At 64.4% G+C, this 26,004-nt stretch carries 28 protein-coding genes, 1 tRNA gene and 1 riboswitch; of the genes, 13 read left to right on the top strand and 16 right to left on the bottom strand.

The genetic code is table 11. From position 1 onward, the window contains the following. Window positions 1–244: 244 nt before the first annotated feature. The 5 genes from ACFPN5_RS05480 to ACFPN5_RS05460 all read right to left on the bottom strand — a co-directional run bounded on the left by ACFPN5_RS05480 (window position 245) and on the right by ACFPN5_RS05460 (window position 5,269). Window positions 245–775, bottom strand: coding sequence for a hypothetical protein (locus ACFPN5_RS05480; RefSeq protein WP_379780906.1), 531 nt, complete (start codon window positions 773–775; stop codon window positions 245–247). Between the two features lie 395 nt (window positions 776–1,170). Then, window positions 1,171–1,653 carry a hypothetical protein gene (locus tag ACFPN5_RS05475; RefSeq protein ID WP_379780904.1) on the bottom strand — a complete coding sequence of 161 codons (483 nt, stop codon included), beginning with the start codon at window positions 1,651–1,653 and terminating at the stop codon, window positions 1,171–1,173. A gap of 288 nt (window positions 1,654–1,941) precedes the next feature. Beyond that, complete coding sequence (locus ACFPN5_RS05470; protein ID WP_379780902.1) at window positions 1,942–2,982, bottom strand: NAD(P)H-hydrate dehydratase; 1,041 nt, start codon at window positions 2,980–2,982, stop codon at window positions 1,942–1,944. An 11-nt stretch (window positions 2,983–2,993) separates the two neighbouring features. After that, a complete protein-coding gene (locus ACFPN5_RS05465; protein ID WP_379780900.1) occupies window positions 2,994–3,758 on the bottom strand; it encodes a histidine phosphatase family protein in 765 nt (254 codons plus the stop codon). Window positions 3,759–3,868: 110 nt separating this feature from the next. Next, window positions 3,869–5,269, bottom strand: coding sequence for an L-cystine transporter (locus ACFPN5_RS05460; protein WP_379780899.1), 1,401 nt, complete (start codon window positions 5,267–5,269; stop codon window positions 3,869–3,871). Between the two features lie 229 nt (window positions 5,270–5,498). Between ACFPN5_RS05460 and ACFPN5_RS05455 the strand changes: the two genes are divergently transcribed. Then, entirely contained in the window at window positions 5,499–6,563 is a 1,065-nt protein-coding gene (locus ACFPN5_RS05455; protein WP_379780897.1) for a DUF3466 family protein, read from the top strand. Window positions 6,564–6,668: 105 nt separating this feature from the next. Here ACFPN5_RS05455 and ACFPN5_RS05450 read toward each other — a convergent pair whose 3' ends face one another. After that, a complete protein-coding gene (locus ACFPN5_RS05450) occupies window positions 6,669–6,869 on the bottom strand; it encodes a hypothetical protein (protein ID WP_379780895.1) in 201 nt (66 codons plus the stop codon). A 264-nt stretch (window positions 6,870–7,133) separates the two neighbouring features. Here ACFPN5_RS05450 and ACFPN5_RS05445 point away from each other — a divergent pair, with 264 nt between their 5' ends. Next, window positions 7,134–8,576 carry an MBL fold metallo-hydrolase gene (locus ACFPN5_RS05445; RefSeq protein ID WP_379780894.1) on the top strand — a complete coding sequence of 481 codons (1,443 nt, stop codon included), beginning with the start codon at window positions 7,134–7,136 and terminating at the stop codon, window positions 8,574–8,576. A gap of 151 nt (window positions 8,577–8,727) precedes the next feature. Here the strand turns inward: ACFPN5_RS05445 and ACFPN5_RS05440 are convergent, their stop codons facing one another. Then, complete coding sequence (locus ACFPN5_RS05440; RefSeq protein ID WP_379780892.1) at window positions 8,728–9,141, bottom strand: hypothetical protein; 414 nt, start codon at window positions 9,139–9,141, stop codon at window positions 8,728–8,730. A 470-nt stretch (window positions 9,142–9,611) separates the two neighbouring features. On the opposite strand from ACFPN5_RS05440, the gene ACFPN5_RS05435 reads away from it, so the two are divergent. The 3 genes from ACFPN5_RS05435 to ACFPN5_RS05425 are packed head-to-tail and all read left to right on the top strand — an operon-like array spanning window position 9,612 to window position 12,575. Further along, the gene (locus tag ACFPN5_RS05435) at window positions 9,612–10,817 is read left to right on the top strand and encodes a CmpA/NrtA family ABC transporter substrate-binding protein (RefSeq protein ID WP_379780934.1); all 1,206 of its coding nucleotides are present in this window, start codon (window positions 9,612–9,614) and stop codon (window positions 10,815–10,817) included. A 29-nt stretch (window positions 10,818–10,846) separates the two neighbouring features. Next, entirely contained in the window at window positions 10,847–11,749 is a 903-nt protein-coding gene (gene ntrB, locus ACFPN5_RS05430; RefSeq protein ID WP_379780890.1) for a nitrate ABC transporter permease, read from the top strand. A gap of 13 nt (window positions 11,750–11,762) precedes the next feature. Next, a complete protein-coding gene (locus ACFPN5_RS05425; RefSeq protein WP_379780888.1) occupies window positions 11,763–12,575 on the top strand; it encodes an ABC transporter ATP-binding protein in 813 nt (270 codons plus the stop codon). A gap of 69 nt (window positions 12,576–12,644) precedes the next feature. On the opposite strand, the gene ACFPN5_RS05420 is transcribed toward ACFPN5_RS05425, so the two are convergent. The 9 genes from ACFPN5_RS05420 to ACFPN5_RS05380 form a co-directional block, all read right to left on the bottom strand. Next, window positions 12,645–12,720, bottom strand: a tRNA-Lys gene (locus ACFPN5_RS05420). A 72-nt stretch (window positions 12,721–12,792) separates the two neighbouring features. Further along, the gene (gene ybgF / locus ACFPN5_RS05415; RefSeq protein WP_379780886.1) at window positions 12,793–13,548 is read right to left on the bottom strand and encodes a tol-pal system protein YbgF; all 756 of its coding nucleotides are present in this window, start codon (window positions 13,546–13,548) and stop codon (window positions 12,793–12,795) included. Between the two features lie 111 nt (window positions 13,549–13,659). Next, complete coding sequence (pal, locus tag ACFPN5_RS05410; protein ID WP_379780884.1) at window positions 13,660–14,181, bottom strand: peptidoglycan-associated lipoprotein Pal; 522 nt, start codon at window positions 14,179–14,181, stop codon at window positions 13,660–13,662. 47 nt (window positions 14,182–14,228) lie between these two features. Further along, window positions 14,229–15,494: a Tol-Pal system beta propeller repeat protein TolB gene (tolB, locus tag ACFPN5_RS05405; RefSeq protein WP_379780882.1), complete on the bottom strand. Its 1,266-nt coding sequence runs from the start codon at window positions 15,492–15,494 to the stop codon at window positions 14,229–14,231. Window positions 15,495–15,529: 35 nt separating this feature from the next. Beyond that, entirely contained in the window at window positions 15,530–16,519 is a 990-nt protein-coding gene (gene tolA, locus ACFPN5_RS05400) for a cell envelope integrity protein TolA (protein WP_379780880.1), read from the bottom strand. 9 nt (window positions 16,520–16,528) lie between these two features. Next, window positions 16,529–16,960: a biopolymer transporter ExbD gene (locus ACFPN5_RS05395; protein WP_379780878.1), complete on the bottom strand. Its 432-nt coding sequence runs from the start codon at window positions 16,958–16,960 to the stop codon at window positions 16,529–16,531. A gap of 10 nt (window positions 16,961–16,970) precedes the next feature. Then, a complete protein-coding gene (gene tolQ / locus ACFPN5_RS05390; RefSeq protein ID WP_379780876.1) occupies window positions 16,971–17,654 on the bottom strand; it encodes a protein TolQ in 684 nt (227 codons plus the stop codon). Window positions 17,655–17,690: 36 nt separating this feature from the next. Next, window positions 17,691–18,095, bottom strand: coding sequence for a tol-pal system-associated acyl-CoA thioesterase (gene ybgC, locus ACFPN5_RS05385; protein WP_379780874.1), 405 nt, complete (start codon window positions 18,093–18,095; stop codon window positions 17,691–17,693). A gap of 418 nt (window positions 18,096–18,513) precedes the next feature. Next, window positions 18,514–19,260 carry an SDR family oxidoreductase gene (locus tag ACFPN5_RS05380; RefSeq protein WP_379780872.1) on the bottom strand — a complete coding sequence of 249 codons (747 nt, stop codon included), beginning with the start codon at window positions 19,258–19,260 and terminating at the stop codon, window positions 18,514–18,516. Window positions 19,261–19,405: 145 nt separating this feature from the next. Beyond that, a riboswitch (ZMP/ZTP riboswitch) is annotated at window positions 19,406–19,520 on the top strand. A gap of 102 nt (window positions 19,521–19,622) precedes the next feature. Here ACFPN5_RS05380 and glyA point away from each other — a divergent pair. The 8 genes from glyA (at window position 19,623) to ribD (ending at window position 25,982) form a co-directional block, all read left to right on the top strand. Next, a complete protein-coding gene (glyA, locus tag ACFPN5_RS05375; RefSeq protein ID WP_379780870.1) occupies window positions 19,623–20,870 on the top strand; it encodes a serine hydroxymethyltransferase in 1,248 nt (415 codons plus the stop codon). A gap of 102 nt (window positions 20,871–20,972) precedes the next feature. Further along, complete coding sequence (gene nrdR, locus ACFPN5_RS05370; protein ID WP_379780868.1) at window positions 20,973–21,431, top strand: transcriptional regulator NrdR; 459 nt, start codon at window positions 20,973–20,975, stop codon at window positions 21,429–21,431. Window positions 21,432–21,648: 217 nt separating this feature from the next. Next, window positions 21,649–22,191 (top strand): type IV pilus modification protein PilV, encoded by a 543-nt coding sequence (gene pilV / locus ACFPN5_RS05365; protein ID WP_379780866.1) that lies wholly within the window; start codon window positions 21,649–21,651, stop codon window positions 22,189–22,191. After that, a complete protein-coding gene (locus ACFPN5_RS05360; protein WP_379780864.1) occupies window positions 22,188–23,120 on the top strand; it encodes a PilW family protein in 933 nt (310 codons plus the stop codon). The genes pilV and ACFPN5_RS05360 overlap by 4 nt, the downstream gene beginning before the upstream one ends. A gap of 7 nt (window positions 23,121–23,127) precedes the next feature. Further along, complete coding sequence (locus ACFPN5_RS05355) at window positions 23,128–23,775, top strand: pilus assembly protein (RefSeq protein ID WP_379780862.1); 648 nt, start codon at window positions 23,128–23,130, stop codon at window positions 23,773–23,775. 22 nt (window positions 23,776–23,797) lie between these two features. Further along, entirely contained in the window at window positions 23,798–24,298 is a 501-nt protein-coding gene (locus ACFPN5_RS05350) for a type IV pilin protein (protein WP_379780860.1), read from the top strand. Continuing rightward, a complete protein-coding gene (locus ACFPN5_RS05345; protein ID WP_379780858.1) occupies window positions 24,295–24,855 on the top strand; it encodes a GspH/FimT family pseudopilin in 561 nt (186 codons plus the stop codon). The genes ACFPN5_RS05350 and ACFPN5_RS05345 overlap by 4 nt, the downstream gene beginning before the upstream one ends. Continuing rightward, window positions 24,828–25,982 (top strand): bifunctional diaminohydroxyphosphoribosylaminopyrimidine deaminase/5-amino-6-(5-phosphoribosylamino)uracil reductase RibD, encoded by a 1,155-nt coding sequence (ribD, locus tag ACFPN5_RS05340; RefSeq protein ID WP_379780856.1) that lies wholly within the window; start codon window positions 24,828–24,830, stop codon window positions 25,980–25,982. The genes ACFPN5_RS05345 and ribD overlap by 28 nt, the downstream gene beginning before the upstream one ends. Window positions 25,983–26,004: the final 22 nt, after the last annotated feature.

Raw genomic sequence — 26,004 nt, 5'->3', positions numbered from 1 at the left:
GCCGAACTTCTTCTGGGCCTGCCCGTAGGTCATTTCCCCTTTTTCGACCGAGGCAACCACCCCCAGTTTAAAAGCCAGCGTGTAGTCGCGCTGGGTACGCTTTCCTTCAGTTGCCATCTCGCTCTCCCTGAATAAGGCAAAGTTAGACAACCGATTTCAGGACGGGACAAGTGAAGAAAAAAGAGCCTGCGCGAGCAGGCTCTTTTTTTACCTCGGTGTTGTTACCTTGCCGGGCCACCGGCGATCAGCGGCCGGCGTCCGTCTTGGTCGAGGCCGGACCGGTGCCGGTGGTGTCGCCGGTATGGCCGCTCGCCTTTGTGCCGACGCCCTTTGCAGCGCCCGTCTCCGCTCCCGGAGGCGCAACCACGGTCGCCCCGGCCTGTGGCGAACCGCCAGTGCCGGTGGCGCCCATGCCGGATGTGCCCGACGTGCCCTGCGCGCCGGGGCCGGCCTTGTCGGGCGCGACCATGTCGACACCGCTGGCGCCGCCGGAGGCGCCGAGGCTGGTTTCCTTGGTGCTTTCGCTGTTGCCGACGGTGCGCGGCGTGATGTTGGTGTTGTACTCGGTCGAGGACAGGCCCGTATCGCCCGAATTACCCGTGCCGCCGCTCACGCCGGCGGCGGAACCGGCACCCGATCCGAGCGTCCTGTTTTCCACGGAGGCGGCATCGCCATCGCCGCCGATGCCGGAATCCTTCTTGGTGCAGGCGCCCAACGTGGCGGCCAGGAAGGCTGCAGTCAGTACGATCTTCGGTAAAACTTTTATGGTGTGCATGATAAATTCCTCATTCGATGGCTTGCCGCTGTCGCCTTCATGCGACAGGCAGGGCGGGGACTGGCTTTGATTGTGTCATGGACTTCCCGGAATCCACTGTGCGCTGTTTGACAGAGTGGAAACGACGAAGCATGAGGCAAGCGCCTGTGACGAGGCGAAGCGGGCTAAGGGCACAAAACAACGTCGGTGGAAGGCAGGAAAAGCGGGGACCAAGCGCAGGGACTAAGCGCAAGGACGAAAAGCAGGAACGAAAAAGCGGGGACGGAGGCGCACGCCTGATTGGTGCCGACGCGACGGTCAAACGCGGCATGAGAATGTGCCGGCATGAAAGCGTGCCGGCAGCGCAAACGCGGAGCCCTCGTTGTGGGGCTCCGCTTTTGGGCGACAAGGACCGATTAGCGGCCAGTGCCCGTGGTGGTGCCGGTGGTGCCGGTACCGGTGCCCGAGGAATCGGTGCTGCCGGTGGTGCCGCTGGCGCCGGTGGTGCCGGTCGTGCCCGACGTGCCGCTGGTGCCGGTGGTGCCGCTGGTGCCAGTGCCCGTGGTGCCGGTTGCGCCGGTGCCGGTGGTGTCGCCAGTGGTGCCGGTAGCGCCCGTGCCGGTGCCCGTGGTGCCGGTGCCGGTTGCGCCGGTGCCGCTAGTGTCGCCGGTGGTGCCCATTGCGCCGGTGCCGGTGGTGCCGGTGCCAGTTGCGCCGGTGCCGGTATCACCCGTGGTGCCGGTGGTGCCGCTGGTGCCCGACGTCGAGCTTGGCGAGGTTGCCGAGGTGTCGCCGGCGCCGCCGGTGCCGGCGGTGTCGTTCTTCTTGCATGCGCCCAGCATGGTTGCCAGGAGGGCGGCGGTCAGCAGGATTTTTGGTGCTTTGGTCATTGCGTTCATTGTTAAACTCCTCGTTCACGTCTATCTTGTGCCGTAGTCTCCAGGTGAGGCTGCTGGAGGGTTACGGCGCCAGTTCAGCTCCGCCATGAACCTCTTGGTCACCCTGATTCGATCAGGAGTTCCCGTCCGTGTTCATTGGCGAAACCATCAGGGAACCGACGCAACACGCGGCCCCGTATAGCGTACGAATTCGACTATAAAAATTAGACTGTCGTGATTATCGCCAGTTCGTCGAATTGTGCGCTTCTTGCTTTATTCCGCGGTGTGGCTTGCGGATTTTGATACCGGTCAAACGGATTTCCGTTCTTCCCGGCCCCCCGGTGTTGCCCGGATGGTCGTTGCGTCGCCCGCAGCAAGGCCGGCGACAGATTCGAGTAGCGCAGGGATCTCGTCGGGGATCTCGCGCGCCAGGTAGCCCAGCACACCCATGCGGCTTGCCAGGCGCTCGCCGGCGCGCGCATGCAGCGCGACACCCCAGCAGGTGGCTTGTTCCAGTGTGGCACCGCGCGCCGCCAGGCCGGCGATGATGCCGGCCAGCGTGTCGCCCGAGCCCGAAATGGCCAGACCAACATTGCCGCCCTCGTGCTGCCATAACGCGCCAGACGGCGAAGCGATGACAGTGCGCGCACCTTTCAGTGCGACGACCGCGTTCCATTCGGCGGCGGCGGCCCGTGCCGGATCGTCGGGACCGGCCACGATGTCGGGCTTGGCCATGCCGGTCAGGTGCGCCATTTCGCCGCAGTGCGGAGTAATGATGACGGGCTGCTCGAAGCGGAAGGCCACGCCCGGCTGTGCACCGGCGGGGGCGTGCAGCAGCGTGCCCATCGCGCAGGCGTCGAGCACGACGGCCGTGTCGCTGCCCTGCATGCGCCCGAGCAGGCCGTGCACCAGTTCGGCGGCGGCCGCTTCGTCCTGCATGCCAGGCCCGATCAGGATGGCATTGACGCGGTCGGCCAGCGGATCGAGGCGGGCAATGGCTTCCGGCAGGAAGCCGCCGGCCTCGCTTTCGGCCAGGCCGATCACGCGCGCCTCGGGCATGGCGGATGCAACGAGCTGGGCCACGCTGGCGCCGGTGGCGACCGTCAGCTTGCCCGCCCCGGCGCGCAGGGCGGCGGTGGCGGCGAGGATGACGGCGCCCGGCATTTCGCGCGAGCCGCCGAGCACCAGCACGTGGCCGCGCTCTTCCTTGTCGCCTTCGGCGCCGGGCATGGGCAGGGGCCAGTTGCGCAGCAGTTCGGTGCTGACGTCGATGGCATCGGCGGTGGCGGCATCCACGGTCGCGGTCAGGGCGGCGGGCATGGCGTCAGGCAGGTCGTGAACGGCGTTCATCGTGGGCGGCCTCACGCCTTGGGTGCCGTCGGCACGTCTTTGCCGACGGTAACCGGCGTGCCGCTCGCCTCGAGCGGAGCCACGAAATTCACCAGGCGCACCACCAGGGCGCCATGCTTGCCTTCTTGCGCGTCGAAGGTGTACGAGGTAACCGAGCAGTTCGGCACGTCGCCGGCGCGGTCGAAAGCGAGGATGCTCGCTTCGTCGAGGCGCTCGATGAGGTAGCGGAAACAGTTGACGATCACCTGGTGGGCGACGATCACGACGCGCTCGTGGCAGTAGTCGCGCGAGAGCGTGTCGAGCACGCTGCGCAGGCGCAGGATGACGTCGCACCAGCTTTCGCCGCCGGGCGGGCGGAAATAGAACTTGCCGACGTGGTGGCGCTGGGCGTACAGGTCGGGATATTTATGGGCGATGCCGTGCGTGGTGAGGCGGTCGAGGATGCCGAATTCCTTTTCACGCAGGCGCTCGTCGGCATTGACCGCCAGCAGCGAATCGCGCTCGAGGCGCCGGATCATGATCTTGGCGGTTTCGGCCGCGCGCACATACGGCGAATGCAGCACGACGTTCGGGCGCTCGCCCGGGGGCAGCGAGGCGAACCATTCGGCCAGGGCTTCGGACTGGCGGATGCCGAGCTCGGACAGGGGCACATCGACGTCGCGCTCGGCGATGTCGATCTCGTGCCCGGCGGCGGCCTCGGCCAGGTCACGCGCGACGTTACCCGCGCTTTGCCCGTGCCTGATCAGCCAGAGTTCCTGTGGCCACTTCTGTTCCATCACCTGCCCGTCGTTGATGTTGACATGACATCATCATAGACGGATTCGGCAGGGGGTCCGCGCACGATTCCGTGCGCAAACTATTAACACCTGCTCAAATTTTTCCCGGCTCAGGCAGCTTGTTCTTCTGCGTCCAGATTGGTTGCCGCATCACTATTAAATACGCGCATATCGGTGCCGCCGAGGATGCGCGAGGTGAGGGTGCCGGCCGTGATCGAGCCGCTGACGTTGAGCGCGGTGCGGCCCATGTCGATCAGCGGCTCGATCGAGATCAGGAGGCCCGCCAGCGCCACCGGCAGGTCCATCGCGGAGAGCACGATCAGGGCGGCGAAGGTGGCGCCGCCACCGACGCCGGCCACGCCGATCGAGCCGAACACGACGATCGCCAGCAGGGGCAGCAGGAAGCCGGCGGTCCACGGGTCGATGCCGACGGTCGGCGCGATCATTACCGCCAGCATGGCCGGATAGATGCCGCCGCAGCCGTTCTGGCCGATGTTGGCGCCGAACGATGCGGCGAAGTTGGCGACACCCTCCGGCGTGCCCAGGCGCGTGGTCTGGGTGGCCACGCTCATCGGGATCGAGCCGGCGCTGGTGCGCGAGGTGAAGGCAAACACCAGCACCGGGAAGATTTTCTTCAGGTAGCGTGCCGGGTTCAGGCCGGCCAGGGCGACCAGCGCCAGGTGCACGCCAAACATCAGGAAAATGGCGCTGTACGACGCGAGCACGAAGCCGAGCAGGTTGAGGATGCTTTGCAGGCTGGAGGCGGCCACCACCTTTGCCATCAGCGCGAATACGCCGTAAGGGGTCAGGCGCAGCACCAGCGTGACCATGCGCATCACGATCGTATGGGCGACCTGCACGAAACGGCTGAACGAGGCGAATTCATCCGGCTTTTTGGCGGCGATGCCGGTGGCGGCGATACCGACGAACACCGAGAAGAACACGACCGCGATGGTCGAGGTCTTGCGCGCGCCGGTCATGTCAAGAAACGGGTTGGCCGGAATGAAGGAGAGCAGCATCGAAGGCAGCGAAATCTCCTTGGCCGCTCCCAGCGAACCCTGCAGGTATTCGCCGCGCGCGACCTCGGCGGCGGACGCAGTCAGGCCCACGGCCGAGAGGCCGAACAGTTTCGCCATCAGGATGCCGATCGCGGCCGCCACCGCGGTGGTGGCGATCAGGATGCCGATGGTCAGCGCGCTGATCTTGCCGAGTGCGGCCGCGTCGCGCAACTTGAGGATGGCGCCGATGATCGACACCATGATCAGCGGGATGACGATCATCTGCAGCAGCTTGACATAGCCGCTGCCCACCACGTCGAGCCAGGCATTGGTCTGCGCCACCTCGGGCGACGCGGCTCCGTAGATCCACTGGAAGGCGCCGCCCAGCAGCACGCCCAGGCCCAGGCCGCTGAAGACCCGCTTGGTGAACGACGCGTGGGCCGCCTGCATCCGGTAGAGAAGGAAGCAGGCAAGCAGCGCGACGGCCAGGTTCAGCAGCAGGGGGAGGGTCATGGCAGCCTTTTTTAGAAGCAAGGATGGTGCGTAAATGCAATCGCAGCATTTTATAGGCAAACCGATTGCTTCGCAGGAAGACAAGCTCGTCAGCCTATGCCACCCGCTATTTCTTTTATGCAAATGGTTTGAGGAAAATCAATCTGCGCGACTGCTGCGTTTGCGCAGACCGGTGGCGCAGCCACGCGCTTACGCTTCCAGCACCGACAACTCTTCCATGGAGCACCCGATGCGTCTCCCTCACATTGCGCGCCTTGCCGCCTGCCTGTTGCTGGCCGTGCCGGTGCTTGCTTCCGCCGTACCGCGCTATACCGTCACCGAACTTGCCGGCGCCGGCAGCTTCGCCTGGGACATCAACGAGTCCGGCCAGGTCGTCGGCGAACTCGGGGGCAACGCCTGGATGGCTTCAGGCGGGCTTTACACCGTGCTGGGCAGCGGCAGGGCGCGCGGCATCAACGATCGCGGGCAGGTCGCCGGCGAATCCGGCGGCAACGGCTTCCTTTACAGCGCTGGCCGCATGACCTGGATTACCAGTTTTGGCGCCACCTCGGTGCGCGGCATCAACAACGACGGCACGGTGGTCGGCATGGCCGAGTTCGAGGACGTCGAAAATCCGTTCGTACGGCACGCGTTCAGCTACCGCGACGGCGTTATGACCGACCTCGGCACCCTATACGGCATCCACAGCGAAGCCAATGCCATCAACAACCTTGGCCACGTGGTGGGCGCCAGCGACGTCGGCGGACCGCCGAACTGGCCGCTCACGCCTTTTCTTTACCGCGACGGGTCCATGATCGACCTCGGTCCCTTCAATGGCCCATGGAGCGAGGCGCTGGCCATCAACGAGCGCGACCAGGTGGTCGGCTACTTCGGCACCGAATCGGTTGGTGGCGAGCTCTACCCGACCAGTGCTTTCCTGTGGGATGACGGCACGCTGCTCGACCTGGGCCAATTGGCCGCTACTCCTTACAGCTATGCCACCGGCATCAACAACCTGAGCCAGGTGGTGGGTTTGTATGGAGAGGGCGTGGGCAGCCGCGCCTTCCTGTACGAGAACGGCACGCTGCTCGATCTGAACACGGTCATCGATCCTGCCTCGGGCTGGGTGCTGGAGGAGGCCACCGGCATCAACGACCTGCAGCAGATCGTCGGCACCGCCTGCCGTGCCGGCGCCTGCCACGCCGTGCGGCTCGACCTGGTATCGGCCATTCCGGAGCCGGCCACCTGGGGGATGTTGCTGGGCGGCGGCACTCTGCTGGGGTGGCGCCGGCGCGCGCGCCGCCGGCGGGACTGATCCGCTCCAACCAGGGCGCGTTTCGCAGGCGGCCCTGGGCGCGATCCGGCAACGATCAGCCCGGCTTATGACATCGCCCGGTTCATCAGCTGGGCTTATCCGCCGTCACCTGCCGTCCCAGCTGCGTTCCCCAAGCCGCATGCTGGCGGGCAGTTCCGGGTGCTGGATCAGGATCTGTTCGACCGGACCATTCGGCATGTACTGCACCGTCAGCCTGCCGTCGCGCGACGCCAGCACGCTTTCCGCGACGGGCAGTAACTCCTTGCGGTAATAGCGGTTCAGGTCGAGGTAGAGCTTCTGGTCCACCTGGACCAGGCGGAAATCGCGGCCATTCTCGAGCCGGTACTGCGTTTCTGAACAATGCTTTGCATATGTATTAAATTTCTCTGCGGTAGGGGTTCATGCCTCAGGTCAGTAATTCAAGCTATTTACCTGTGAATGCACGCCAGCGCCGGACGCTGGCTGTGGTACATCAGTAACAGTTCGCCTGCACGATTGGTTATGCAACCGGAATATGTCTAAAGGGCGCTACGCTGTCCTGATCCGACATCTACTGGAAAGCGCGCAGTCATGAAAATAACCTTCATTGGGCACGCGTCGATACTCATCGAGACACACGGAATCAGTATCCTGTCCGATCCGTGGTGGCGTGGACCGTGTTTTGGCGCGCAGTGGTGGGTCTATCCGGCGCCGGCAGTGGACACATTAAAGAACATCACACCGGACTATATTTATATCTCACACGGCCATAACGACCACCTGCACCCGGGTACCCTGAAGGGGTTCAGCCGTACCACGGTCATCCTGGTGGCGGCGTCGTCGAATATGGCGGGTTTTATCCGCGATATGGGATTTACGGTAGTCGAAGTGGGCGACGAAGCGATTGCGCTTGGCAGCGAGGGTGTCAGCTGCCGCATCATGCCGACCTACTCGGACGACACGCTGATGGCGATCAGCGACGACTGCGAGGTATGCCTGAACATCAACGATGCCTTGCACTCGGCGCCGGCAGCGGTTCAGGAGACGGTCGCCGCCAGGCTCAAGGAACTGTATCCCGTGATCGATTATGTTTTCTGCGGATATGGGACGGCGTCCCATTTCCCGAATTGTTATGTTATTCCGGGCAAAAACAGTGCTGCGACCGCCGCGTACCGGCAGACCTATTTCAACCGCCAGTGGGCCAGGCTGATCAACCGGCTCGATCCCAGGTTCGGCTTCCCGTTCGCGGCGGACGTCGTGTTCCTGGAAGAAGACCTGCAATGGGCGAACGAGCCCATGCATAATTCCGAGCGGCCGACGGACGCATTCCGGGAACTATTTCCGCAGTCGGCGGTTTCCGTGGTCGATATTGCGCCGGGTTATGTCATCGAACAGGGCACCACGTGCACCGCCAAGCTGTGGAAACCGCTGTCGATCGATGCGTTGCGCTGCGACCTGGGCGAACAGATCGCGCGCGCGAACCGTTACGGCAGCGTTACCGGCGAGGCCCTTGGCGAAGTCGCCACGCTGCTCCAGGGCGTGCTCGACGCGCACCGTGACTATCTCCTGAGCTATGAGCGCAATTACCGTTTTTTCATCCGCTTTCGCAACAGCGACGCGGGGATCCTGATCGAGAAACGTGGGCGGCACCTCGAGCTGAAACAGATCGACACCAAGGACGGCGATCTCCCAGCGTTCGACGTCATGTACACGACACGACTGCAATACCTGCGAAACAGCCTCGAGCAACGCTATGGAAATGAAATCCTGTTCGTCGGATCGGGAGGGATTTTCGAATACGCTGATCGCGAATCGGCAGGCAAGAACCTGCATCGCGAATTCCAGGTTTTACTGAGAAAGCCGGGCAAAACCCGCTTGCGCCGTTACGGAAATTCGTTGAAACCGGTGTACAAGCTGAAGCAGGCTGTGAAGCGCATGCTGGGCCACAAGAGCGAGAATTTATATGACCTGAATGCGTGGACGGTGTATGCCAGCCAGGTTGCCGCCAATGAGCGCCCGATGAGCGCCAAATGAGCGGCTGTTTGCGGCACCGGAACGCAAAAAGCCCACGAACCTGAATTCGTGGGCTTTGGCTGCGCGTGACCCGCCCTTGGCGCGATCCGGCAAACGATCAGCCCGGCTAACGACATCGCCCGGTTCATAAGACGGGCTTATGCACCTGCCATTACCTGCCGTCCCAGCTGCGTTCTCCGAGCCGCAGGCTGGCGGGCAGTTCCGGGTGCTGGATCAGGATCTGTTCGACCGGACCATGCGGCATGTACTGCACCGTCAGCCTGCCGTCGCGCGACGCCAGCACGTTTTCCGCGACGGGCAGTAACTCCTTGCGGTAATGGCGGTTCAGGTCGAGGTAGAGCTTGTGATCCACCTGGACCAGGCGAACGTCGCGGCCGTTCTCGAGCCGGTACTGCCCCTCGACGTCGTTTTTCAGCTCGATGGCTTCGCCAAGGCTGATCGGCGTCGTCAATAATGCGGCCGAGGCCTGCGCCGTCGACACCTGGGCGGTCGCGGCGTGGGCGGTCGAGGCGACTGCAGTCGAGGCAAACACGGAGGCGAGGGCAAGGCAAAGCAGGGCACGCATGGTCTTCTCCTTCATCGAAAGTTGAGTGGTAAGGCTCGTTGTGAAGGTTGGACAGGGCGGTTCCGGACAATGCTTCGCATATGTATTAAATTTCTCTGCAGCAGGATTGCCCGAGCCAGCTCATGCCCCTGGCATCCCCCGCCCAAAATGATGCGCTGCACAATGGCAGTGCGTGCTTGCGCCATCGCGCAGTGCATCCGCATGCCAACGCATGCGCCATCCCGGCTATCCCGCATTGGCACGGACCTTGCGTATTGGTAGGAGCGCAATGGAGCGCACGAGTCCTGCCAACGCTGGTAGAGCCCACCAAGACAACGACGTCTACCGGAGCATGAATGTCTTCATGTCGGGTACGCGTCGTTTTTTTTGCCTCACTACATTTGGGATGTGCGATGAATCATAAGAAAACCGAAGCGCCGAACGCCGTGCCAGTGCGCGCCGACGGGGTGAACCTCGAGCGCAGGAAAATCATGCATGGGGCAGGCCTGGCAGCAGGCGCCGGCCTGTTGGGGCTGGCCACGGGCGGGGTGTGGGCGGCAGGTTCGGACAAACCGGAAAAAGAAGAAATCAGGATCGGCTTCATTCCCCTGACCGATTGCGCCTCGGTCGTGATGGCCTCGGTGCTTGGTTTCGATAAGAAATACGGCGTCAAGTTCGTGTTGAGCAAGGAAGCCTCCTGGGCCGGCGTGCGCGACAAGCTGGTCAATGGCGACCTGGACGCGGCCCACGTGCTGTACGGCCTGCTGTACGGCGTCCAGATGGGCATCGGCGGCCAGAAGAAGGACATGGCGCTGCTGATGGGCCTGAACAACAACGGCCAGGCGATCACGCTCTCGAAACAGCTCGCCGACAAGGGCGCGGTCGACGGCGCGTCGCTGGCCAGGCTGATGCGCACCGAAAAACGCGAATTTACCTTCGCCCAGACCTTCCCGACCGGTACCCACGCGATGTGGCTGTACTACTGGCTGGCGGCCCATGGCATCAACCCCATGAAGGAGGCCAAGGTCATCACCGTGCCTCCGCCGCAGATGGTGGCGAATATGCGCGTCGGGAACATGGATGGCTTCTGCGTGGGCGAACCCTGGGGCCACCGCGCCATCATGGACGGCATCGGCATCACTGCCACCACCACCCAGGATATCTGGCGCGACCATCCCGAGAAGGTGCTGGGCAGCACGCTGGAATTCGCCAGGAAGAACCCGAATACCTGCCGCGCCATGATGGCCGCCATCCTCGAAGCCGGCAAATGGATTGATTCCTCGCTGGCCAACAAGAACAAGATGGCCGAGGTCATCGCCAGCAAGTCCTATGTCAACACCAGCAAGGACGCCATCGACCAGCGCATCATGGGCCGTTACCAGAATGGACTCGGTAAAACCTGGGACGACCCGAACCACATGAAGTTCTACAACGAGGGGACGGTCAACTTCCCCTACCTGTCGGACGGCATGTGGTTCATGACCCAGCATCGCCGCTGGGGCCTGCTGAAGGACGATCCGGACTACCTGGCGGTGGCCGGCGCGGTCAACCAGGTCAACCTGTACAAGGAAGCCGCTACGGCGACACGCACCCCGATCCCGAAAAGCCCGCTGCGCACCTCGAAGCTGATGGACGGCGTCGTCTGGGACGGCAAGAATCCAAAAGCCTACGCCGCCTCGTTCAAGATCAAGACCTGACCATTACCTCGCCCTAAAAAGGAAACGCCATGAGCGCCATCTTGAAATCCGAAGTGCACGAGCTGCGGCCTGCCGTCGTCGCCAGCGCCGCCCCAAAGACGCTTCCGCGCCCGGCGCGCAAGCCGGCCGCCGCGGCCGCACGCGGCATGCAGCCCTTCGCCACGGCGGTGAAGCTGGTCCTGCCGCCGCTGGTCGGCATCGCGCTGGTGCTGCTGGTCTGGCAGCTCATCGCTGCCCGCAACACGGCCTTCCCGACGCCGCTGGCGACCTTCCAGGAAGCGCTCGTGCTGTTCGCCGATCCGTTCTACCGCAACAGCCCGAACGACCAGGGCATCGGCTGGAACGTGCTCGCTTCCCTGCAGCGCGTGGGGGTGGGATTCGGCCTGGCGGCGCTGGTCGGCATTCCGCTGGGCTTCGTGATCGGCCGGGTGCAGTTCGTCGCCCGCATGTTCGGACCCATCATCAGCCTGCTCAAACCCGTGTCGCCGCTGGCCTGGCTGCCGATCGGCCTGCTGGTGTTCAAGTCGGCCGACCCGGCCGCGATCTGGTCCATCTTCATCTGCTCGATCTGGCCGATGGTGATCAACACCGCCGTCGGCGTGCAGCGCGTGCCGCAGGATTACATGAACGTGGCGCGGGTGCTGAACCTGTCCGAATGGAAGGTCTTGACCAAGATCCTGCTGCCCTCGGCACTGCCCTACATCCTGACCGGCATCCGCCTGGCAATCGGCACGGCCTGGCTGGTGATCGTGGCGGCGGAAATGCTGACCGGCGGCGTGGGCATCGGCTTCTGGGTCTGGGACGAGTGGAACAACCTGAACGTCTCGCACATCATCATCGCCATCGTCATCATCGGCGTGGTCGGCTTGCTGCTGGAGCAGGCCCTGATGGCGCTGGCCCGTGCGCTCACCCACGAACAAGTAGCCAACTGAAAGAGACGCGACCATGAACGCTTCGAATCCGAAATTCATCGACATCTCCGGCGTGGAGATGGCCTTCCACACCAAAAAGGGCGTGTTCCAGGCGCTGCGCGGTATCGACCTGGCGGTGCGCAAGGGCGAATTCGTCACCCTGATCGGCCATTCGGGCTGCGGCAAGTCGACGCTGCTCAACCTGATCGCCGGCCTCCTGAAGCCGACCGAGGGCGTGCTGCTGTGCGCCAACCGCGAAATCGCCGGACCGTCGCCGGAGCGCGCGGTGGTGTTCCAGAACCACTCGCTGCTGCCATGGCTGACCTGCTACGAAAACATCCACCTCGGCGTAGAGCGCGTCTTCGGGCGCAATGAAAACCGCGCCCAGTTGCGTGAGCGCACCCTGGACGCGCTTGCACTGGTGGGCCTCTCCAGCGCCGGCGCCAAGCGCCCGCATGAAATCTCGGGCGGGATGAAGCAGCGCGTCGGCATCGCCAGGGCCCTGGCGATGCAGCCGAAGGTATTGCTGATGGACGAACCCTTCGGCGCCCTCGATGCGCTCACGCGCGCCCACCTGCAGGACGAGCTGCTCAAGATCGTCGCCGCCACCAAATCGACCGTGGTGATGGTCACGCACGACGTGGACGAAGCGGTGTTGCTGTCGGACCGCATCGTCATGCTGACCAACGGCCCGGCCGCCACCATTGGCGAGATCGTCGAGGTGGGGCTTGACCGTCCACGCGACCGCGTCGCGCTGGCCCAGGATGCGCGCTACACCGAACACCGCAAAGCCGTGCTGGAATTCCTGTACCGCAAACAGGCGCATCCGGTGGCGCAAGCGGCCTGAGAAAGGCTAAGGGAGGGGACGCAAAGCAAAAAGCCCACAAACCGGAGTTTGTGGGCTTTTCTGTATTCGTGGTAGGCCGTGCGGGATTCGAACCTGCGACCAACGGATTAAAAGTCCGCTGCTCTACCAGCTGAGCTAACGACCCGAAAGAAGCAGGATTATAGGGCGCTGCCGTCGTGCTGTCAAACGTGCAGCGCCTAGAACTTTCCCTGCGGTCTTATTTCAGGACGGCCAGGCGGTCTTTCGCCGACTGGGCGGCCTGCGTGCCGGGGAACTTCGACACCAGCGTCTGCAGCGTCTTCTTGGCCTTGACCTTGTCCTTCAGCTCGGCATAGCTGGTGGCGATGTTGAGCATCGCATCCGGCGCCTTGGCGCTGCTGGCGTAGGTCGTGGTCACGACTTCCTGGGCGGCGATCGCGTTCTTGTAGTCGCGCTGGGCGTAATAGGCGTTGCCGAGCCAGTACTGGGCGTTCGACGCGTAGGCCGATTCCGGGTAGCGCTTGACGAAGTCCTGCAGGGCGATCGCGGCGCGCTTGTAGTCGCCGCTCTGGAAGACTGCCATCGCGCTGTCGTAGGCCTGCTTCTCGGACGGCAGCACCTCGGCGGTTTCGCCGTCGATGGTTTCCGCGCGCGGCTCGAGCTTCTTGATGCGGGCGTCGAGGTCGGCGTACAGGGTGCGCTGGCTGTTCTGGGCCTTGGTCACTTCGTTGGCCAGCACTTCGATCTGGCCGCGCAGCTTCGCAATCTCGGCCAGCGTTTCCTGGTGCTGGTTCAGCATGTCGAGTGTCGCGGTCTTGTCCGATTTGGCGTCGAGGCGGGTGGTAAGGTCACGGGTGATGGCGTCGACCTTGGCGCGCAAGTCGAGAATGGCGCGGCGCGCTTCATCGTCGTCCAGCAGGCCGGCCGATGCCTGGAGCGGCAACACCAATGCCAGCAGCAGGGGGGCAAAGCGGGACGGGGACAGTTTCATCATTCGTACTCTTTCTAATCCGGTGTTCCAAATTGACAAACAGGGCGGTAGCAGTCTGCACCGCGTCCGCCCCGCTGTCAATTAACCGGGTCTTAAACGGCCCGGTTAGTCTGATTACTGATAAACGATGTCCGCGCGGCGGTTTTCCGCCCAGGTCGCTTCGCCCGAACCGGTTGCCTTCGGCTTTTCTTCGCCCAGCGAGACGGCTTCCATCTGCGTTTCGGCCACGCCCAGTGCCGACATCGAGCGGCGCACGGCTTCGGCGCGCTTCTGGCCCAGGGCCAGGTTGTACTCGGTGCCGCCGCGATCATCGGTGTTACCCTGGATCAGGACCTTGCGGGTCTTGTTCTGGTTCAGGTAGTTCGAGTGGTTCGCCACGACCGGCTTGCCGTCTTCGCGCACGACATAGCTGTCGAAGTCGAAGTACACGCTACGGTTGGCCAGCACGCCTTTTGGATCGTTCAGCGGATCGACGGTTGCCTGCTCCACCGGACGGATGTCGCGGGTGGTGTCGGCGGCCGGCGCGTCCGGGGTACGCTCGACGACTGGCGGCGCGGTGACTGGCACGGGCGATTTGCACGCGGCGAGCAGGGCGCCGGTGGCGATGATGAAAGCTACACTCTTAACGTTGCGCATGGGTTTTCTCTCCTGGTTTTGGTTGGTGATTTTACTTCATTACTTCATTACTTCATGAAGGGACCCCAGCTGGGCTCCCGAATATTTCCCGCTTTCGTCGTCAAGCGCTGCTTGACCCGGCCGTCGGTCGATACCACGGCCAGCGAAGTGCGCCCGCCACCTTTGATCGCGTACATGATGTACTTGCCGTTCGGCGAAAAACTCGGTTCGGAGGCCCCATCGGCCAGGCGCAGCTCCTGGCCGCTGGCCAGGTCTTTCGCGTAAAGGGAGAAACCGCCGTCGCGCTGCGCAATCCAGGCCAGGGTCTTGCCGTCTGGAGACACACGCGGGCTGATGTTGTAATTACCGTTGAAGGTCACGCGGGTGGCGTTGCCGCCCGAAACACTCATCTTGTAGATCTGCGGTCCGCCGCTGCGGTCACTGGTGAAATAGATGCTTTGACCGTCCGCCGAAAACTGCGGTTCGGTGTCGATGCCGTTGCTGTTCGACAGGCGGCGAATGCCCGAGCCGTCGGCGTTCACGATATACACCTGGTAGCTGCCCGATTTCGAGAGGGCGATGGCCAGTTTGCTGCCGTCCGGCGACCAGGAAGGCGCGGAATTGCTGCCTTTTTCGTTGGCGATCACGCGGCGCTTGCCCGAGACCAGGTCCTGCATGTAGATGACCGGCTTGCGGTCTTCGAAGGACACGTAGGCGACCCGGCCGCCGTCCGGCGACCAGGCCGGCGAAATGATCGGCTCGCGGCCGCTGACGGCGACGATTTCGTTTTCGCCGTCGGCATCGGCTACTGCCAGCGCGTACTGGCGCCCGGCGCGGTTTTCCTTCACGTAGGCGATGCGGGTCGAGAAGATGCCGCGCGTGCCGGTCAGCTTTTCATAGACGTCGTCGGCGATGCGGTGGCCCTGCAGGCGAATGTACTTCGGCTGCACTTCGCCGCCCAGCTGCGACAGCTGGCCGCCTTTTACGGTGTCGTAGAGTTTGTAACGCACCGCAAAGCGGCCGTCCGGCTGGCGCTGGACGCTGCCGACCACGAGGGCGTCCGCGCCCCTGGCTTTCCAGGCGCCGGCATCGATGCTGGCGCTGTCGCTGATGACCTGGCCGGCATTGATGACCTTGAAGACGCCGCTGCGCTCGAGGTCGGCGCGCACGACTGCCGACACCTGGTCCGGCGCGATGCCTTCGTCGGCGAAGGCGGCAACGGCCACCGGGATCTGGTTGCTGCCGACACCGGCGATTTCAACCTGCAGCTGGGCATTGGCCGCCGACCCGATCATCAGGGTGGCGGAAAATAACAATATATGAAGTTTTTTCATGCGTTTTTTTCTCGGCAAAGATTGTTCAGGTGCGATCAGTCCAGGTCTTTCATGGAGAAATTGACCACAAGGGTGCGCTCCACCGTACCATCTTTCTTCTTTGGAAGTGGTGACGATTTGTTAATGCCGCGTTCCACCGCTTCGTCGAACTGCGGCACGCCGCTGCTCTTGGTCAGGCGAACCGACAGGATCTCGCCGGTTGGCAGTTGCTCGACCTTGAAGACGGCTTTCGGATTACCCGGTACGTCGGTGCTGCCGGTAAAGTTCGTGTTGCTCTTGATGATGCCGGTCAGCCTGCCGACATAGCCGGCGTCGATCTTCGGCGCCGTCGATTTCTGGGCGCTGCCCGAGGTGCCGGCGGCGCCCGTGATGCGCTTGAGCTCCTCGTCGCGCATCTTGTCGAGCTTGGCCTGGTCGGCGGCTTCGGCCTTCGCTTTCGCGGCCTTTTCCGCAGCGACCTTCTTTTTGTCGGCTTCGAGCTTCGCGTCGGCAAGCTTCTTTTCCTGCGCCTTCTTGTCGAGCTCTTTCTTCTCGAGCTCCTTCTTCTCGGCCAGTTTCTTGTCGAGTTCTTTCTTCTCGAGTTCTTTCTTCTTCAGCTCGGCCAGCTCGCGCTTTTCAGCCAGTTCGCGTTCTTTCTTTTCTTCCAGCTCGCGCTGCTTCTTCTGCTCGGCGAGCTTCTTTTCGCGCTCCAGGTTGATGTCCGGCGCGGCCGGCTTGACCGGCTCCGGCTCGGCAACTTTCGGCGTCGGAGGAGGCGGGGTCGGCTCGGGACGCGGCTCCGGTTCGGCGACTTCCGGTGGAGGAGGTGGCGGAGGCAGTGCCGGCGCCGCGGCGGACTGCACCTTCGTGTCCCAGACCTCGGCCTCGACGGCCGGCGGCTCGTTCTTCTCCCAGCTGATGCCGACCCACAGGAACGCGAGCAGGACGGCGTGTGCCGCCACCGCCAGCAGGATGGCCGGGACGCGGTTCGGTTCTGGCGGCACCGTGTAGGGGGCGCCGTTGGTAGCTGGCTTGGTTGCGGACATTGCTGCTCGTTACTGCGTGGCGAGGCCGACGCGGTTGATCCCTAATTTTTTCGATTCAGAAATCAGCTCGATGACTTCCGCGTACTTGCTCTCGCGGTCGCCCGAGATCATCACCGGGTAATCGGGCTGGTCCGCATGCAGTTCGCGCAGGCGCTCGAGCAGGGCGGCGCGGTTCGGCATGCTCTCGGCAGCGACCGTTTCCTTGCCGGCAACGCCGATCGACAGGGTCGCGTCGGGCTTCACGGTGATGTGGATATAGGTGTCCGGCGGCAAGGCGGACTTTTCCGCGCTCGGCAGGTTAACCACGTTCGGCGTCTGGTTGGCCGGCACCGCCATGAAGATGATGAGCAGCACCAGCATCACGTCGATGTAGGGCACGACGTTGATTTCGGACTTGAACTTGCTGCGGCGTCCACCGCGCATGCTGCTGGAAAAGGCCATGTCGATCCCCTTAGCGCGACTGGCGTTGCAGGATGTTCGAGAATTCCTCGACGAAGCTCTCGAAACGGGTCGCGAGGCGGTCGATGTCGTGCGTGAAGCGGTTGTAGGCGACGACCGCCGGAATCGCCGCGAACAGGCCGATGGCGGTGGCAATCAGTGCTTCGGCGATGCCGGGCGCGACGGTTGCCAGGGTTGCCTGCTGCACGCTGGCCAGGCCGCGGAAGGCGTTCATGATGCCCCAGACGGTGCCGAGCAGGCCGATGTAGGGCGAGACCGAGCCGACCGAGGCCAGGAAGTTCAGGTGCAGGTCGAGGCCGTCGAGTTCGCGCTGGAAAGCGGCGCGCATGGCGCGGCGCGAGCCGTCGAGCACGGCGCCCATGTCGAGGGCGTCACGCGATGCCTGCTTGCCCTTGATGAATTCGCCCATGCCGGACTCGAAGATGCGGGCCAGGGGGCCGCTTTGTTCGCGCTGGGCGCTGGCGCTCTGGTGCAGGGTATGCAGGTTGCCGCCGGCCCAGAAACTGCGCTCGAACTGTTCGGTCAGGCGCCGCGCCGCGCGGATCGCGAAGATTTTACGGAAGATGTACGACCAGCTTACGACCGACAGCACGAGCAGCAACAGCATGATGAGCTGCACGATGATGTGCGCGTTGCTGATAAGGGCGAGAAAGGAAAGGTCGTGGGTCGGTGTCATCGGATAAACATCAAATAAGCAATATTGTTGGATGGATCAGGCGGCACGCATTTTATCAGCGACATCGTCAGGCAGCGAGCGTGGTCGCACCGTGGCGATGTCGACACAGCCGACCTTGACGCTCGCCGCGGCCAATAAACGGTCGCCGCAATACGCTTTCTGGACAAACTGCACCGAGGCGCGGCCAAGTTTTTCGATCGACAGGGTCAGCGTGAGCTCGTCGTCGAGGCGTGCCGGAGCATGGTAGTCGATCGTTGCGCTGCGCACGACAAAGGCAACACCCTCGCGATCGATCAGGTCCTGCTGCCTGACGCCGGCAGCGCGCAACCATTCGGTGCGCGCACGCTCGAAGAATTTCAGGTAGTTCGCGTAAAACACGATACCGCCGGCATCTGTGTCTTCGTAGTAGACCCTTACTGCCCAGGTGAAAACGGAAGGCATGTCACTTTGCCATAAATGATAATTGGAAACATTTTACGCCATTCACGCATATGTTCGCTAGCGAACATCCTGGCGGGCAGGGACCGGGAAGCGCGTGCTTGGCACATCAGGCGCGGCTAGTAGACGAGATGCAACGCTGTCGGGACAATAACTGTAACACTTTCTCACAATTATCAAAGGCAGGGCGCACGGTGCGATGCTGAGCGAAATGGGCCTGCGGCAAATGAGCTTGATCCGTAGGGTGGGCGGGTCCCCCGCTCACGCGTTCAACAAGACCCGAGCGCTGCCGGGTTGCCAACAGCACCCAACGATCATCGGCGAGATTATTTGCGCCTGGATGCAGGCTCGGTTTGAACGCGTGAGCGGCGAAGCCGCCCACCCTACGGGTATCCTTGAATACGTCGCGTGTGAATCCCGCTTAACCGCGCTTGATATTGAACGGCCCGAACCCCTGGCAAGTCGGCATCAGTTCGATACTGTTCACATTCACATGCGGCGGCAGCGTCGCGATCCAGTAGGCGGTCTCCGCGATGTCCTTCGCCGTCAGGGGCGTCGTTCCCTCGTACACCTTGGCCGCGGCATCGTCATTGCCCTTGAAGCGCACGTTCGAGAATTCGGTGCCGCCGCACAGCCCTGGCGCCAGGTTGGTGGCGCGCACGCCGGTGCCGACCAGGTCGGCGCGCAGGTTGAGCGTGAACTGTTCCACGAAAGCCTTGGTGGCGCCGTACACGTTGCCGCCAGGGTAGGGGTAATGGCCGGCCACCGAACCGAGGTTGATGACCAGTCCGCTGCCGCGCTCGACCATGGACGGCAGCAGTGCGCGCGTCATCGTCACCAGGCCCTGGCAATTGGTCGCGATCATGGTTTCCCAGTCGTCGAGCGGCGCTTCGTGTGCCGGGGCGGTGCCCAGTGCCAGGCCCGCGTTGTTGATGAGGACGTCGATCTGGCGCCAGGATTGCGGCAGCAGGGCCAGCGCTTCCTCGATCGACGCCTTGTTCGTCACGTCCATTTCAACCGGCAGCGCCGATTCGCCCAGTTCCTGCGCGAGCGCGTCGAGGCGTTCCTTGCGGCGCGCGGCCATGACGACCTGGTGGCCGTTGCGAACGAAAGTGCGCGCCATTTCGGCGCCGAAACCGGCGGATGCGCCGGTAATGAAAACGATCATGATGGAATCCTCGATTGGCGGTAGCCCGCAGATTGTAGCCGAAATGGCCATCTTGCTCGACCAGCCAGCTTGGAGGCCCAGCTTGCCAGCCTGACACGCTTTCCTTGCTCTAAGCAGGCAGTTCACATACAATCGCGAGTCCATTTATGTCTCACGTAACTGGCGAAACCGTATGGCAAGCGATACAGCAAGCGATACGCAAAGGTGGATATCCACCGGGGAACGTGAGATTTCATCCGCCGTTCGCCTGGGCAGCCGACAATGGTTCGCGTGCATTTTTGCGTCGCGGCTGGCTGCTTCCTGGCCTTCTTGCCGATCCAACACTGCCGTTGTCCGGTTCTCTTACCGATTGGAGTTTGTTCATGTTTGCAAAAGATCACACGCTGGCCAATGTCGACCCGGAACTGTGGGGCGCGATTCAACAAGAAAACACCCGTCAGCAGGATCACATCGAGCTGATCGCATCGGAAAACTACACCTCGCCGGCCGTCATGCAGGCGCAGGGTTCGCAGCTGACGAATAAATACGCCGAAGGCTATCCGGGCAAGCGCTACTACGGTGGCTGCGAGTTCGTCGACGTCGCCGAGCAACTGGCGATCGACCGCGTCAAGCAACTGTTCGGCGCGGAAGCGGCCAACGTGCAGCCCAACTCCGGTTCGCAGGCGAACCAGGGCGTGTTCTTCGCGATGCTCAAACCTGGCGACACCATCATGGGCATGTCGCTGGCCGAAGGCGGCCACCTGACCCACGGCATGGCGCTGAACATGTCCGGCAAATGGTTCAACGTCGTGTCCTACGGCCTGACCCCTGAAGAAGACATCGATTACGAGCAAATGGAACGCCTGGCGCGCGAGCACAAGCCGAAGATGATCATCGCGGGCGCCTCGGCGTTCTCGCTGCGCATCGACTTCGAGCGCTTCGCCCGTGTGGCCAAGGAAATCGGCGCCTACTTCATGGTCGACATGGCGCACTACGCCGGCCTGATCGCCGCCGGCGAGTACCCGAACCCGGTGCCGTTCGCCGACTTCGTCACGTCCACCACGCACAAGTCGCTGCGCGGCCCGCGCGGCGGCATTATCCTGATGAAGGCCGAGTTCGAAAAGCAGATCAATTCCGCGATCTTCCCTGGTATCCAGGGCGGCCCGCTGATGCACGTTATCGCCGGCAAGGCCGTGGCCTTCAAGGAAGCGCTCACGCCCGAGTTCAAGACCTACCAGCAGCAAGTGGTGAAGAACGCCAAGGCGCTGGCCGAAGCCCTGACGGCGCGCGGCCTGCGCATTGTCTCGGGCCGTACCGAGTCGCACGTGATGCTGGTCGACCTGCGTTCGAAAGGCCTGACCGGCAAGGAAGCCGAAGCGATCCTGGGCCAGGCGCACATGACCTGCAACAAGAACGGCATCCCGAACGACCCGCAGAAGCCGTTCGTCACCTCGGGTATCCGCCTCGGCAGCCCGGCCTTCACCACCCGCGGCTTCAAGGAAGAAGACGCAACCCGTGTCGGCCACCTGATCGCCGACGTGCTCGACAACCCGCACGACGCCGCGACCATCGAGCGCGTGAAGGCTGAAGTGAAGGTGCTGACCGATAAATATCCGGTCTACGCAGCCTAAGCACTATTCAGTACTGTGTAGAAGGTAAAGCAAGCAAGACCGAAAAGGAACGGCAGCCCGATAAGTCGGGATGCCGTTCCTTTTCTCCTTTATTATTACGCCATGAAATGTCCGTTCTGCCAGCATGAAGACACCCAGGTCCTCGATACGCGCGTATCCGAGGAGGGCGACGCCATCCGGCGCCGGCGTCGCTGCGGCAAATGCGACAAGCGCTTCACCACCTACGAGCGCATCGAGCTGTCGATGCCGATCATCGTCAAGAAGAACGGCAGCCGCACCGAATTTGCCTCCAGCAAGCTGCGCGGCAGCCTGATGCTGGCGCTGCGCAAGCGCCCGGTCTCGGCCGGGGCGATCGACGCCGCCGTGGCCTCGATCGAAGAAAAGCTGCTCACCAGCGGCCGCCGCGAAGTCGACACCGGTTATGTCGGCGAACTTGTCATGCAGGAACTCAAGCGCCTGGACCAGATCGCGTACATCCGCTTCGCTTCGGTCTACAAGGACTTCAAGGACCTGGCGGAGTTTCAGCAGGCCCTGGCCGAAGTCGGTCACCCCCGCAAGTAGAGCGCTTGAGAACACCTCCATAGCTGCGTTGCAGCTCCTCGCCGTACAGTCGTACTGTCTTCGTCGCCGCGCCTCGCTCTGAAGGTGTTCTCAAGCGCTCTACATCATTCCGATTCGGACACCCGCACACGCTTGAGCCAACGCAGGCTCGGCTGAAGGCCCGCTGATAACTTCGCAGCTCGCGCGAATGTACGCGCCTGAACTGTGGAGGTGTCCCGTGCAGCGGTCCCCGGCCGGCGGTTTTACGCTCATCGAAGTGCTGGTTGCCATGTTCGTGCTGGCCGTAGGCGTCATTGGCGCGGCCGCCACCCAGGCTGCCAGCGCGCGCCTGCGCCAGCAGGCCGCGCTCGAATCCGAAGCCGTGGCGCTGGCCTCGTCGTTGGCGGCCCGTATCGGCGTCAACCCGGCACAAATGGCGCTGCCCGATCCCGCCAATCCTTACCTCCAGCTCGATTACGATGCCGCCGGCGGCGCGCCCGCCGACCCGCCTGTGCAGTGTTTTGGGTCGGCCGCATGCGATAGCGCGCAGCTGGCGCAGTTCGACATCCATGAACTCGCGCGCAGCGTGCAGGAAGGCTTCCCGGGCGGGCGCATCACGGTGTGCCGCGATGCGCCCGCTCTGAACGCGGCGCTCGACTGGCCCTGTACGGGCGGCAGCGACGCGCCGCTGGTCGTCAAGATCGGCTGGCGGCGTCACACCACCGCCGCTCCGGCGCCGCACGAGGCGACGCCCTTCGTTGTCATGGTGGTGTCGGGATGACGCTACGCCGATGCTTGCGCGGGCGCGGCCTGAGCCTGGTCGAGCTGCTTGTCGCGCTCGCGCTCAGCCTGGGCGTGCTGCTGGCGGCGTCGGTGCTGTTCTCCGGCGCCAACCATGCCTATGGCGCGCATGCGGATGCGGTCGATGTCGACGACAGCGGGCGCTTTGCGCTCGCGCTCCTTGGCCGTGCGGTGCGCCAGGGCGCCTTCGTCAACTGGGAAGGCCCTGGCGCGGCGGCGATGGACCCGGCAGCGCCGGCGCCGCTCGCGGGGTTTGACAACCGCACGCTGCCCGAGACGGGCGTCGCCATCGCGGGAGCCTTGCCCGGCGCGGTGCATGGCAGCGACGTGCTGGCCGTGCGCTATCCCGGCGCCGGCGCGGCGCCCCATGGCGATGGCAGCGTGCTCAACTGTGCCGGCTTCGCCGTGCACGCGGCCGAGGAAGGCTGGAGCATCTTCTACGTCGCGCGCAACGCCGGCGGCGAGGCGGAACTGCGCTGCAAATACCGCGGCACGAGCAGCTGGAGCGCCGACGCCCTCGTCAAGGGTGTCGACAGCTTCCAGGTCCTGTACGGGATCGATACCGACACGCCGCGTGACGGCATCCCGAACCGCTACGTTAACGCCAGCACTATTTTGGCGCTCGATGCCGGCCTCGGGCTGGCATCCGCCGCCGAACTCAACAGGCACACCTGGTGGAAGCGCGTGGCGAGCGTCAGGGTGGCGCTCCTTCTGCACGGCGAACGGCCGTCTCCCGCCGCCGTGCAGCCGGGTAGCTACGCCTTGTTCGGGCCCGGATACGGCACCGGGCCCGAACCTTACCCCGATCCCGGGACCTGGCTGTCCACAGCCGCCCTGGACGGCGGCGCACGCGCGCCATCGCGCCGCCTGTTTTCGGCCGTGTTCGCGGTCGGCGCGCCGCTCGAGTAGGCCTTGCATGCGCCTGCCTTTTTCTCCCCGCCAGCAGGGCGCGGCCCTGGTGACCGTGCTGTTCCTGATGCTTGCCGTCCTGATGATGTCGGTGTCGAGCCTGCGCGCCGCGCTGATGGCGGCGAAATCGACGCGTGTAGAACGCGACCGCCATGTCGCGCTGGCCGCGGCCGAGGCAGCCTTGCTCGATGCCGAACGCGACATCGACGGCGCCGCCGGTGCGGCCTCGCCGCGCGCGGCGATCTTCGCCGCACTCGACGCGAGCGCCTTCATGGAGCGCTGCTCGGGCGGCGCCGAGCGCACCGGCCTGTGCCGGCTGGCCGCGCCGCCGGGCGCCCCGGCGTGGCAGGCAGCCGACCTGGCCGGCGAGCGCGCCGTCGAGTACGGCCGCTTCAGCGGACGGTCGATGCCGACCGGCGCAGGACTGCTGCCGGCGCGCCTGCCGCGCTACCTGATCGAACTGCTGGCGGTACCAGGACGGGCGCCGGGGCAGGCGCCGCGCTATCGCATCACGGCCATCGGCTTCGGCGCCGATGCCGCCACCGTCGTCGTCCTGCAGGGCTACTACATCCGCGCGTCAGCCACTGCCCCCGGCGGCCGCCTCGGCTGGCGCGAAATCGCCAACTGGCCCGCGCTACACCGGGCCGCTTCCTGATTCCATTCACGAGGAGAAAACGATGAACCGCCGCAATCGTTGCCGCAGTAGTGTCCGCAGTTGCGTGAATTCCGGCTTTACCCTGGTCGAGCTGCTGATCGTGCTGGTCATCCTGTCCGTGCTGGCGGCGCTGGCTTACCCCGGCTATGGCGATTACGTGACGAGGACGCGCCGGATGGAAGGGCAGGTGGCGCTGATGAACGCCATGCAGCAGCAGGAGCATCATCGCGCGCTCCACCACACCTATGTCGCCTTCTCGAGCGCGGCCCCAAGCGCGGGGCTGCCCTGGTGGTCGGGCAACAGCGCGGCCGGCAGCGCCTATGAGCTCGAGGCCCAGGCCTGCCCGGGCGGCGACCTGCGCGACTGCGTGCTGATCAGCGCGCGGCCCGGTACCGCGAACGTCGACGCGCGGTTTGCCGACCCCGAATGCGGCACGCTCACCCTCGCCAGCACGGGAGAGCAGGGTGCCAGCGGCAGTGCAGGCAACAGCGCGGGCAATCGCGCACAACGGTGCTGGCCATGAGGCGCCCGGGGCCGCGCGGCGGCTTCACGCTGCTCGAACTGCTGGCCGTGCTGGCGATCGGCGCGGCCCTGCTCGCCGTTGCCTTGCCGGACCTGCACGCGCTGATCCGCACCCAGCAACTGCGCGGCGCCGCGAGCGACCTGTACGAGGCAATCGGGCTGGCGCGCGCACAGGCCATCGCCCGCAACGAACGCATCAGGCTGGCCCCGCGCGACCCGGCCGGTGCAGACTGGGCGCAGGGCTGGACGGTCTTTGCCGACCGCGACGAGGATGGCGTGGCCGGCCCGGGAGACGACATCATCGCCGTGCACGGGCCGCTGGCGCCCGGCCTGGCCTTCCACTTCGGCTTCACCGGCCCTGCGCCGCCGTATTACATCGCCTACAATGGCGCCGGGCGTTCGTGCAGCGACAGCAACAGTGCGGCAGCGCGCCCGGGTACGCTGTCGCTGTTCCATGGCGGCGCGATCCGCCGTATTAAAATCAACATGCTGGGCCGGGCGCGCATGTGCAACCCGGCGCGCGACGATCAATGCGACGGCGCCCTCGGGCCGTCCTGAAAAGAACGAAGACGATTTTGCAAATCAATACCGACACCGACGGCATGGCGCTGGCCCTGGAGTGGGCCGCGAAAGGCATGTACATCACCGCGCCCAATCCGCGCGTCGGCTGCGTCATCGTGCGCGATGGCGAAGTGATCGGCGCCGGCCACACCCAGCCCGCCGGCCAGGCCCACGCCGAAATCCAGGCGCTGCGCGATGCCGCCGCGCGCGGAAACGACGTGCGCGGGGCGACTGCCTACGTCACGCTCGAGCCCTGCAGCCACTACGGCCGCACGCCGCCGTGCTCGAACGCCCTGGTCGAAGCGGGGTTGAAACGGGTGGTGGCGGCGATGGGCGACCCGAACCCGCTGGTCGCGGGACGCGGCATGGCCCAGTTGCAGGCCGCCGGGATCGAGACCGTATCCGGCGTGCTGGCCGACGCGGCCCACGAACTGAACATCGGCTTCTTTTCGCGCATGCGGCGGGGCCGTCCATGGGTGCGCCTGAAATCCGCGGCCAGCCTGGACGGCTTTACGGCCCTGGAGAACGGCGAAAGCCAGTGGATCACGGGGCCGGAGGCACGCGCGGACGGCCATGCCTGGCGCGCACGCGCCTGCGTTATCCTGACCGGTATCGGCACGGTGAAAGCGGACGACCCGCAGCTGACGGTGCGCGGGGTGGCAACTCCGCGCCAGCCGCGCCGCGTGATCGTCGACAGCCGGCTCGAGATCGACCCTGGCGCGCGCATCCTGCAGGGCGAACCGTGCTGGATCGTGGCGGCGGCACCCAGCCCCGGCAAGGAAGCGGCCCTGCGCGCGGCCGGCCACGAGGTGATCCTGCTGCCCGGTGTTGGCAACAGCGCTGGCGGAAAGGTCGACCTGGCCGCGCTGATGCTGGAACTGGGCCGGCGCGAGATCAACGAGGTACACGTCGAGGCCGGGTCGAAACTGAACGCTTCGCTGGTGCGCGAAGGCTGCGTCGACGAGCTGCTGGTCTACCTGGCGCCAAGCCTGATTGGTGCGGGGCAGGGCATGTTCGCGCTGCCGGCGCCGGGCAGCCTGGCCGACAAGATCACACTGCGTTTCCACGCCGTGACGCAGGTCGGCAGCGACCTGCGCATCCTGGCGCGCTTCAATCCAATTTAGAACTAATCAAGGAATCAGCCGT

Source organism: Massilia niabensis, from assembly GCF_042655085.1.
GTDB classification, from domain to species: Bacteria; Pseudomonadota; Gammaproteobacteria; order Burkholderiales; family Burkholderiaceae_D; genus Telluria; species Telluria niabensis.
This window is presented reverse-complemented; position numbering and strand designations above follow the sequence as displayed.

Excerpts from the sequence above, each read along its gene's own strand:
- ACFPN5_RS05455 (WP_379780897.1), top strand. The coding sequence starts at position 5,499 with ATGCGTCTCCCTCACATTGCGCGCCTTGCCGCCTGCCTGTTGCTGGCC.
- ACFPN5_RS05360 (WP_379780864.1), top strand. The coding sequence starts at position 22,188 with ATGACGCTACGCCGATGCTTGCGCGGGCGCGGCCTGAGCCTGGTCGAG.
- ACFPN5_RS05355 (WP_379780862.1), top strand. The coding sequence starts at position 23,128 with ATGCGCCTGCCTTTTTCTCCCCGCCAGCAGGGCGCGGCCCTGGTGACC.
- tolB (WP_379780882.1), bottom strand. The coding sequence starts at position 15,494 with ATGAAAAAACTTCATATATTGTTATTTTCCGCCACCCTGATGATCGGG.
- ACFPN5_RS05345 (WP_379780858.1), top strand. The coding sequence starts at position 24,295 with ATGAGGCGCCCGGGGCCGCGCGGCGGCTTCACGCTGCTCGAACTGCTG.
- ribD (WP_379780856.1), top strand. The coding sequence starts at position 24,828 with ATGCGACGGCGCCCTCGGGCCGTCCTGAAAAGAACGAAGACGATTTTG.
- ACFPN5_RS05465 (WP_379780900.1), bottom strand. The coding sequence starts at position 3,758 with ATGGAACAGAAGTGGCCACAGGAACTCTGGCTGATCAGGCACGGGCAA.
- ybgC (WP_379780874.1), bottom strand. The coding sequence starts at position 18,095 with ATGCCTTCCGTTTTCACCTGGGCAGTAAGGGTCTACTACGAAGACACA.
- ACFPN5_RS05435 (WP_379780934.1), top strand. The coding sequence starts at position 9,612 with ATGCATGGGGCAGGCCTGGCAGCAGGCGCCGGCCTGTTGGGGCTGGCC.
- ACFPN5_RS05445 (WP_379780894.1), top strand. The coding sequence starts at position 7,134 with ATGAAAATAACCTTCATTGGGCACGCGTCGATACTCATCGAGACACAC.
- ntrB (WP_379780890.1), top strand. The coding sequence starts at position 10,847 with ATGAGCGCCATCTTGAAATCCGAAGTGCACGAGCTGCGGCCTGCCGTC.
- ACFPN5_RS05480 (WP_379780906.1), bottom strand. The coding sequence starts at position 775 with ATGCACACCATAAAAGTTTTACCGAAGATCGTACTGACTGCAGCCTTC.
- ybgF (WP_379780886.1), bottom strand. The coding sequence starts at position 13,548 with ATGATGAAACTGTCCCCGTCCCGCTTTGCCCCCCTGCTGCTGGCATTG.
- ACFPN5_RS05460 (WP_379780899.1), bottom strand. The coding sequence starts at position 5,269 with ATGACCCTCCCCCTGCTGCTGAACCTGGCCGTCGCGCTGCTTGCCTGC.
- tolQ (WP_379780876.1), bottom strand. The coding sequence starts at position 17,654 with ATGACACCGACCCACGACCTTTCCTTTCTCGCCCTTATCAGCAACGCG.
- ACFPN5_RS05380 (WP_379780872.1), bottom strand. The coding sequence starts at position 19,260 with ATGATCGTTTTCATTACCGGCGCATCCGCCGGTTTCGGCGCCGAAATG.
- pal (WP_379780884.1), bottom strand. The coding sequence starts at position 14,181 with ATGCGCAACGTTAAGAGTGTAGCTTTCATCATCGCCACCGGCGCCCTG.
- nrdR (WP_379780868.1), top strand. The coding sequence starts at position 20,973 with ATGAAATGTCCGTTCTGCCAGCATGAAGACACCCAGGTCCTCGATACG.
- ACFPN5_RS05350 (WP_379780860.1), top strand. The coding sequence starts at position 23,798 with ATGAACCGCCGCAATCGTTGCCGCAGTAGTGTCCGCAGTTGCGTGAAT.
- glyA (WP_379780870.1), top strand. The coding sequence starts at position 19,623 with ATGTTTGCAAAAGATCACACGCTGGCCAATGTCGACCCGGAACTGTGG.
- tolA (WP_379780880.1), bottom strand. The coding sequence starts at position 16,519 with ATGTCCGCAACCAAGCCAGCTACCAACGGCGCCCCCTACACGGTGCCG.
- ACFPN5_RS05470 (WP_379780902.1), bottom strand. The coding sequence starts at position 2,982 with ATGAACGCCGTTCACGACCTGCCTGACGCCATGCCCGCCGCCCTGACC.
- ACFPN5_RS05425 (WP_379780888.1), top strand. The coding sequence starts at position 11,763 with ATGAACGCTTCGAATCCGAAATTCATCGACATCTCCGGCGTGGAGATG.
- ACFPN5_RS05440 (WP_379780892.1), bottom strand. The coding sequence starts at position 9,141 with ATGCGTGCCCTGCTTTGCCTTGCCCTCGCCTCCGTGTTTGCCTCGACT.
- ACFPN5_RS05395 (WP_379780878.1), bottom strand. The coding sequence starts at position 16,960 with ATGGCCTTTTCCAGCAGCATGCGCGGTGGACGCCGCAGCAAGTTCAAG.
- ACFPN5_RS05475 (WP_379780904.1), bottom strand. The coding sequence starts at position 1,653 with ATGAACGCAATGACCAAAGCACCAAAAATCCTGCTGACCGCCGCCCTC.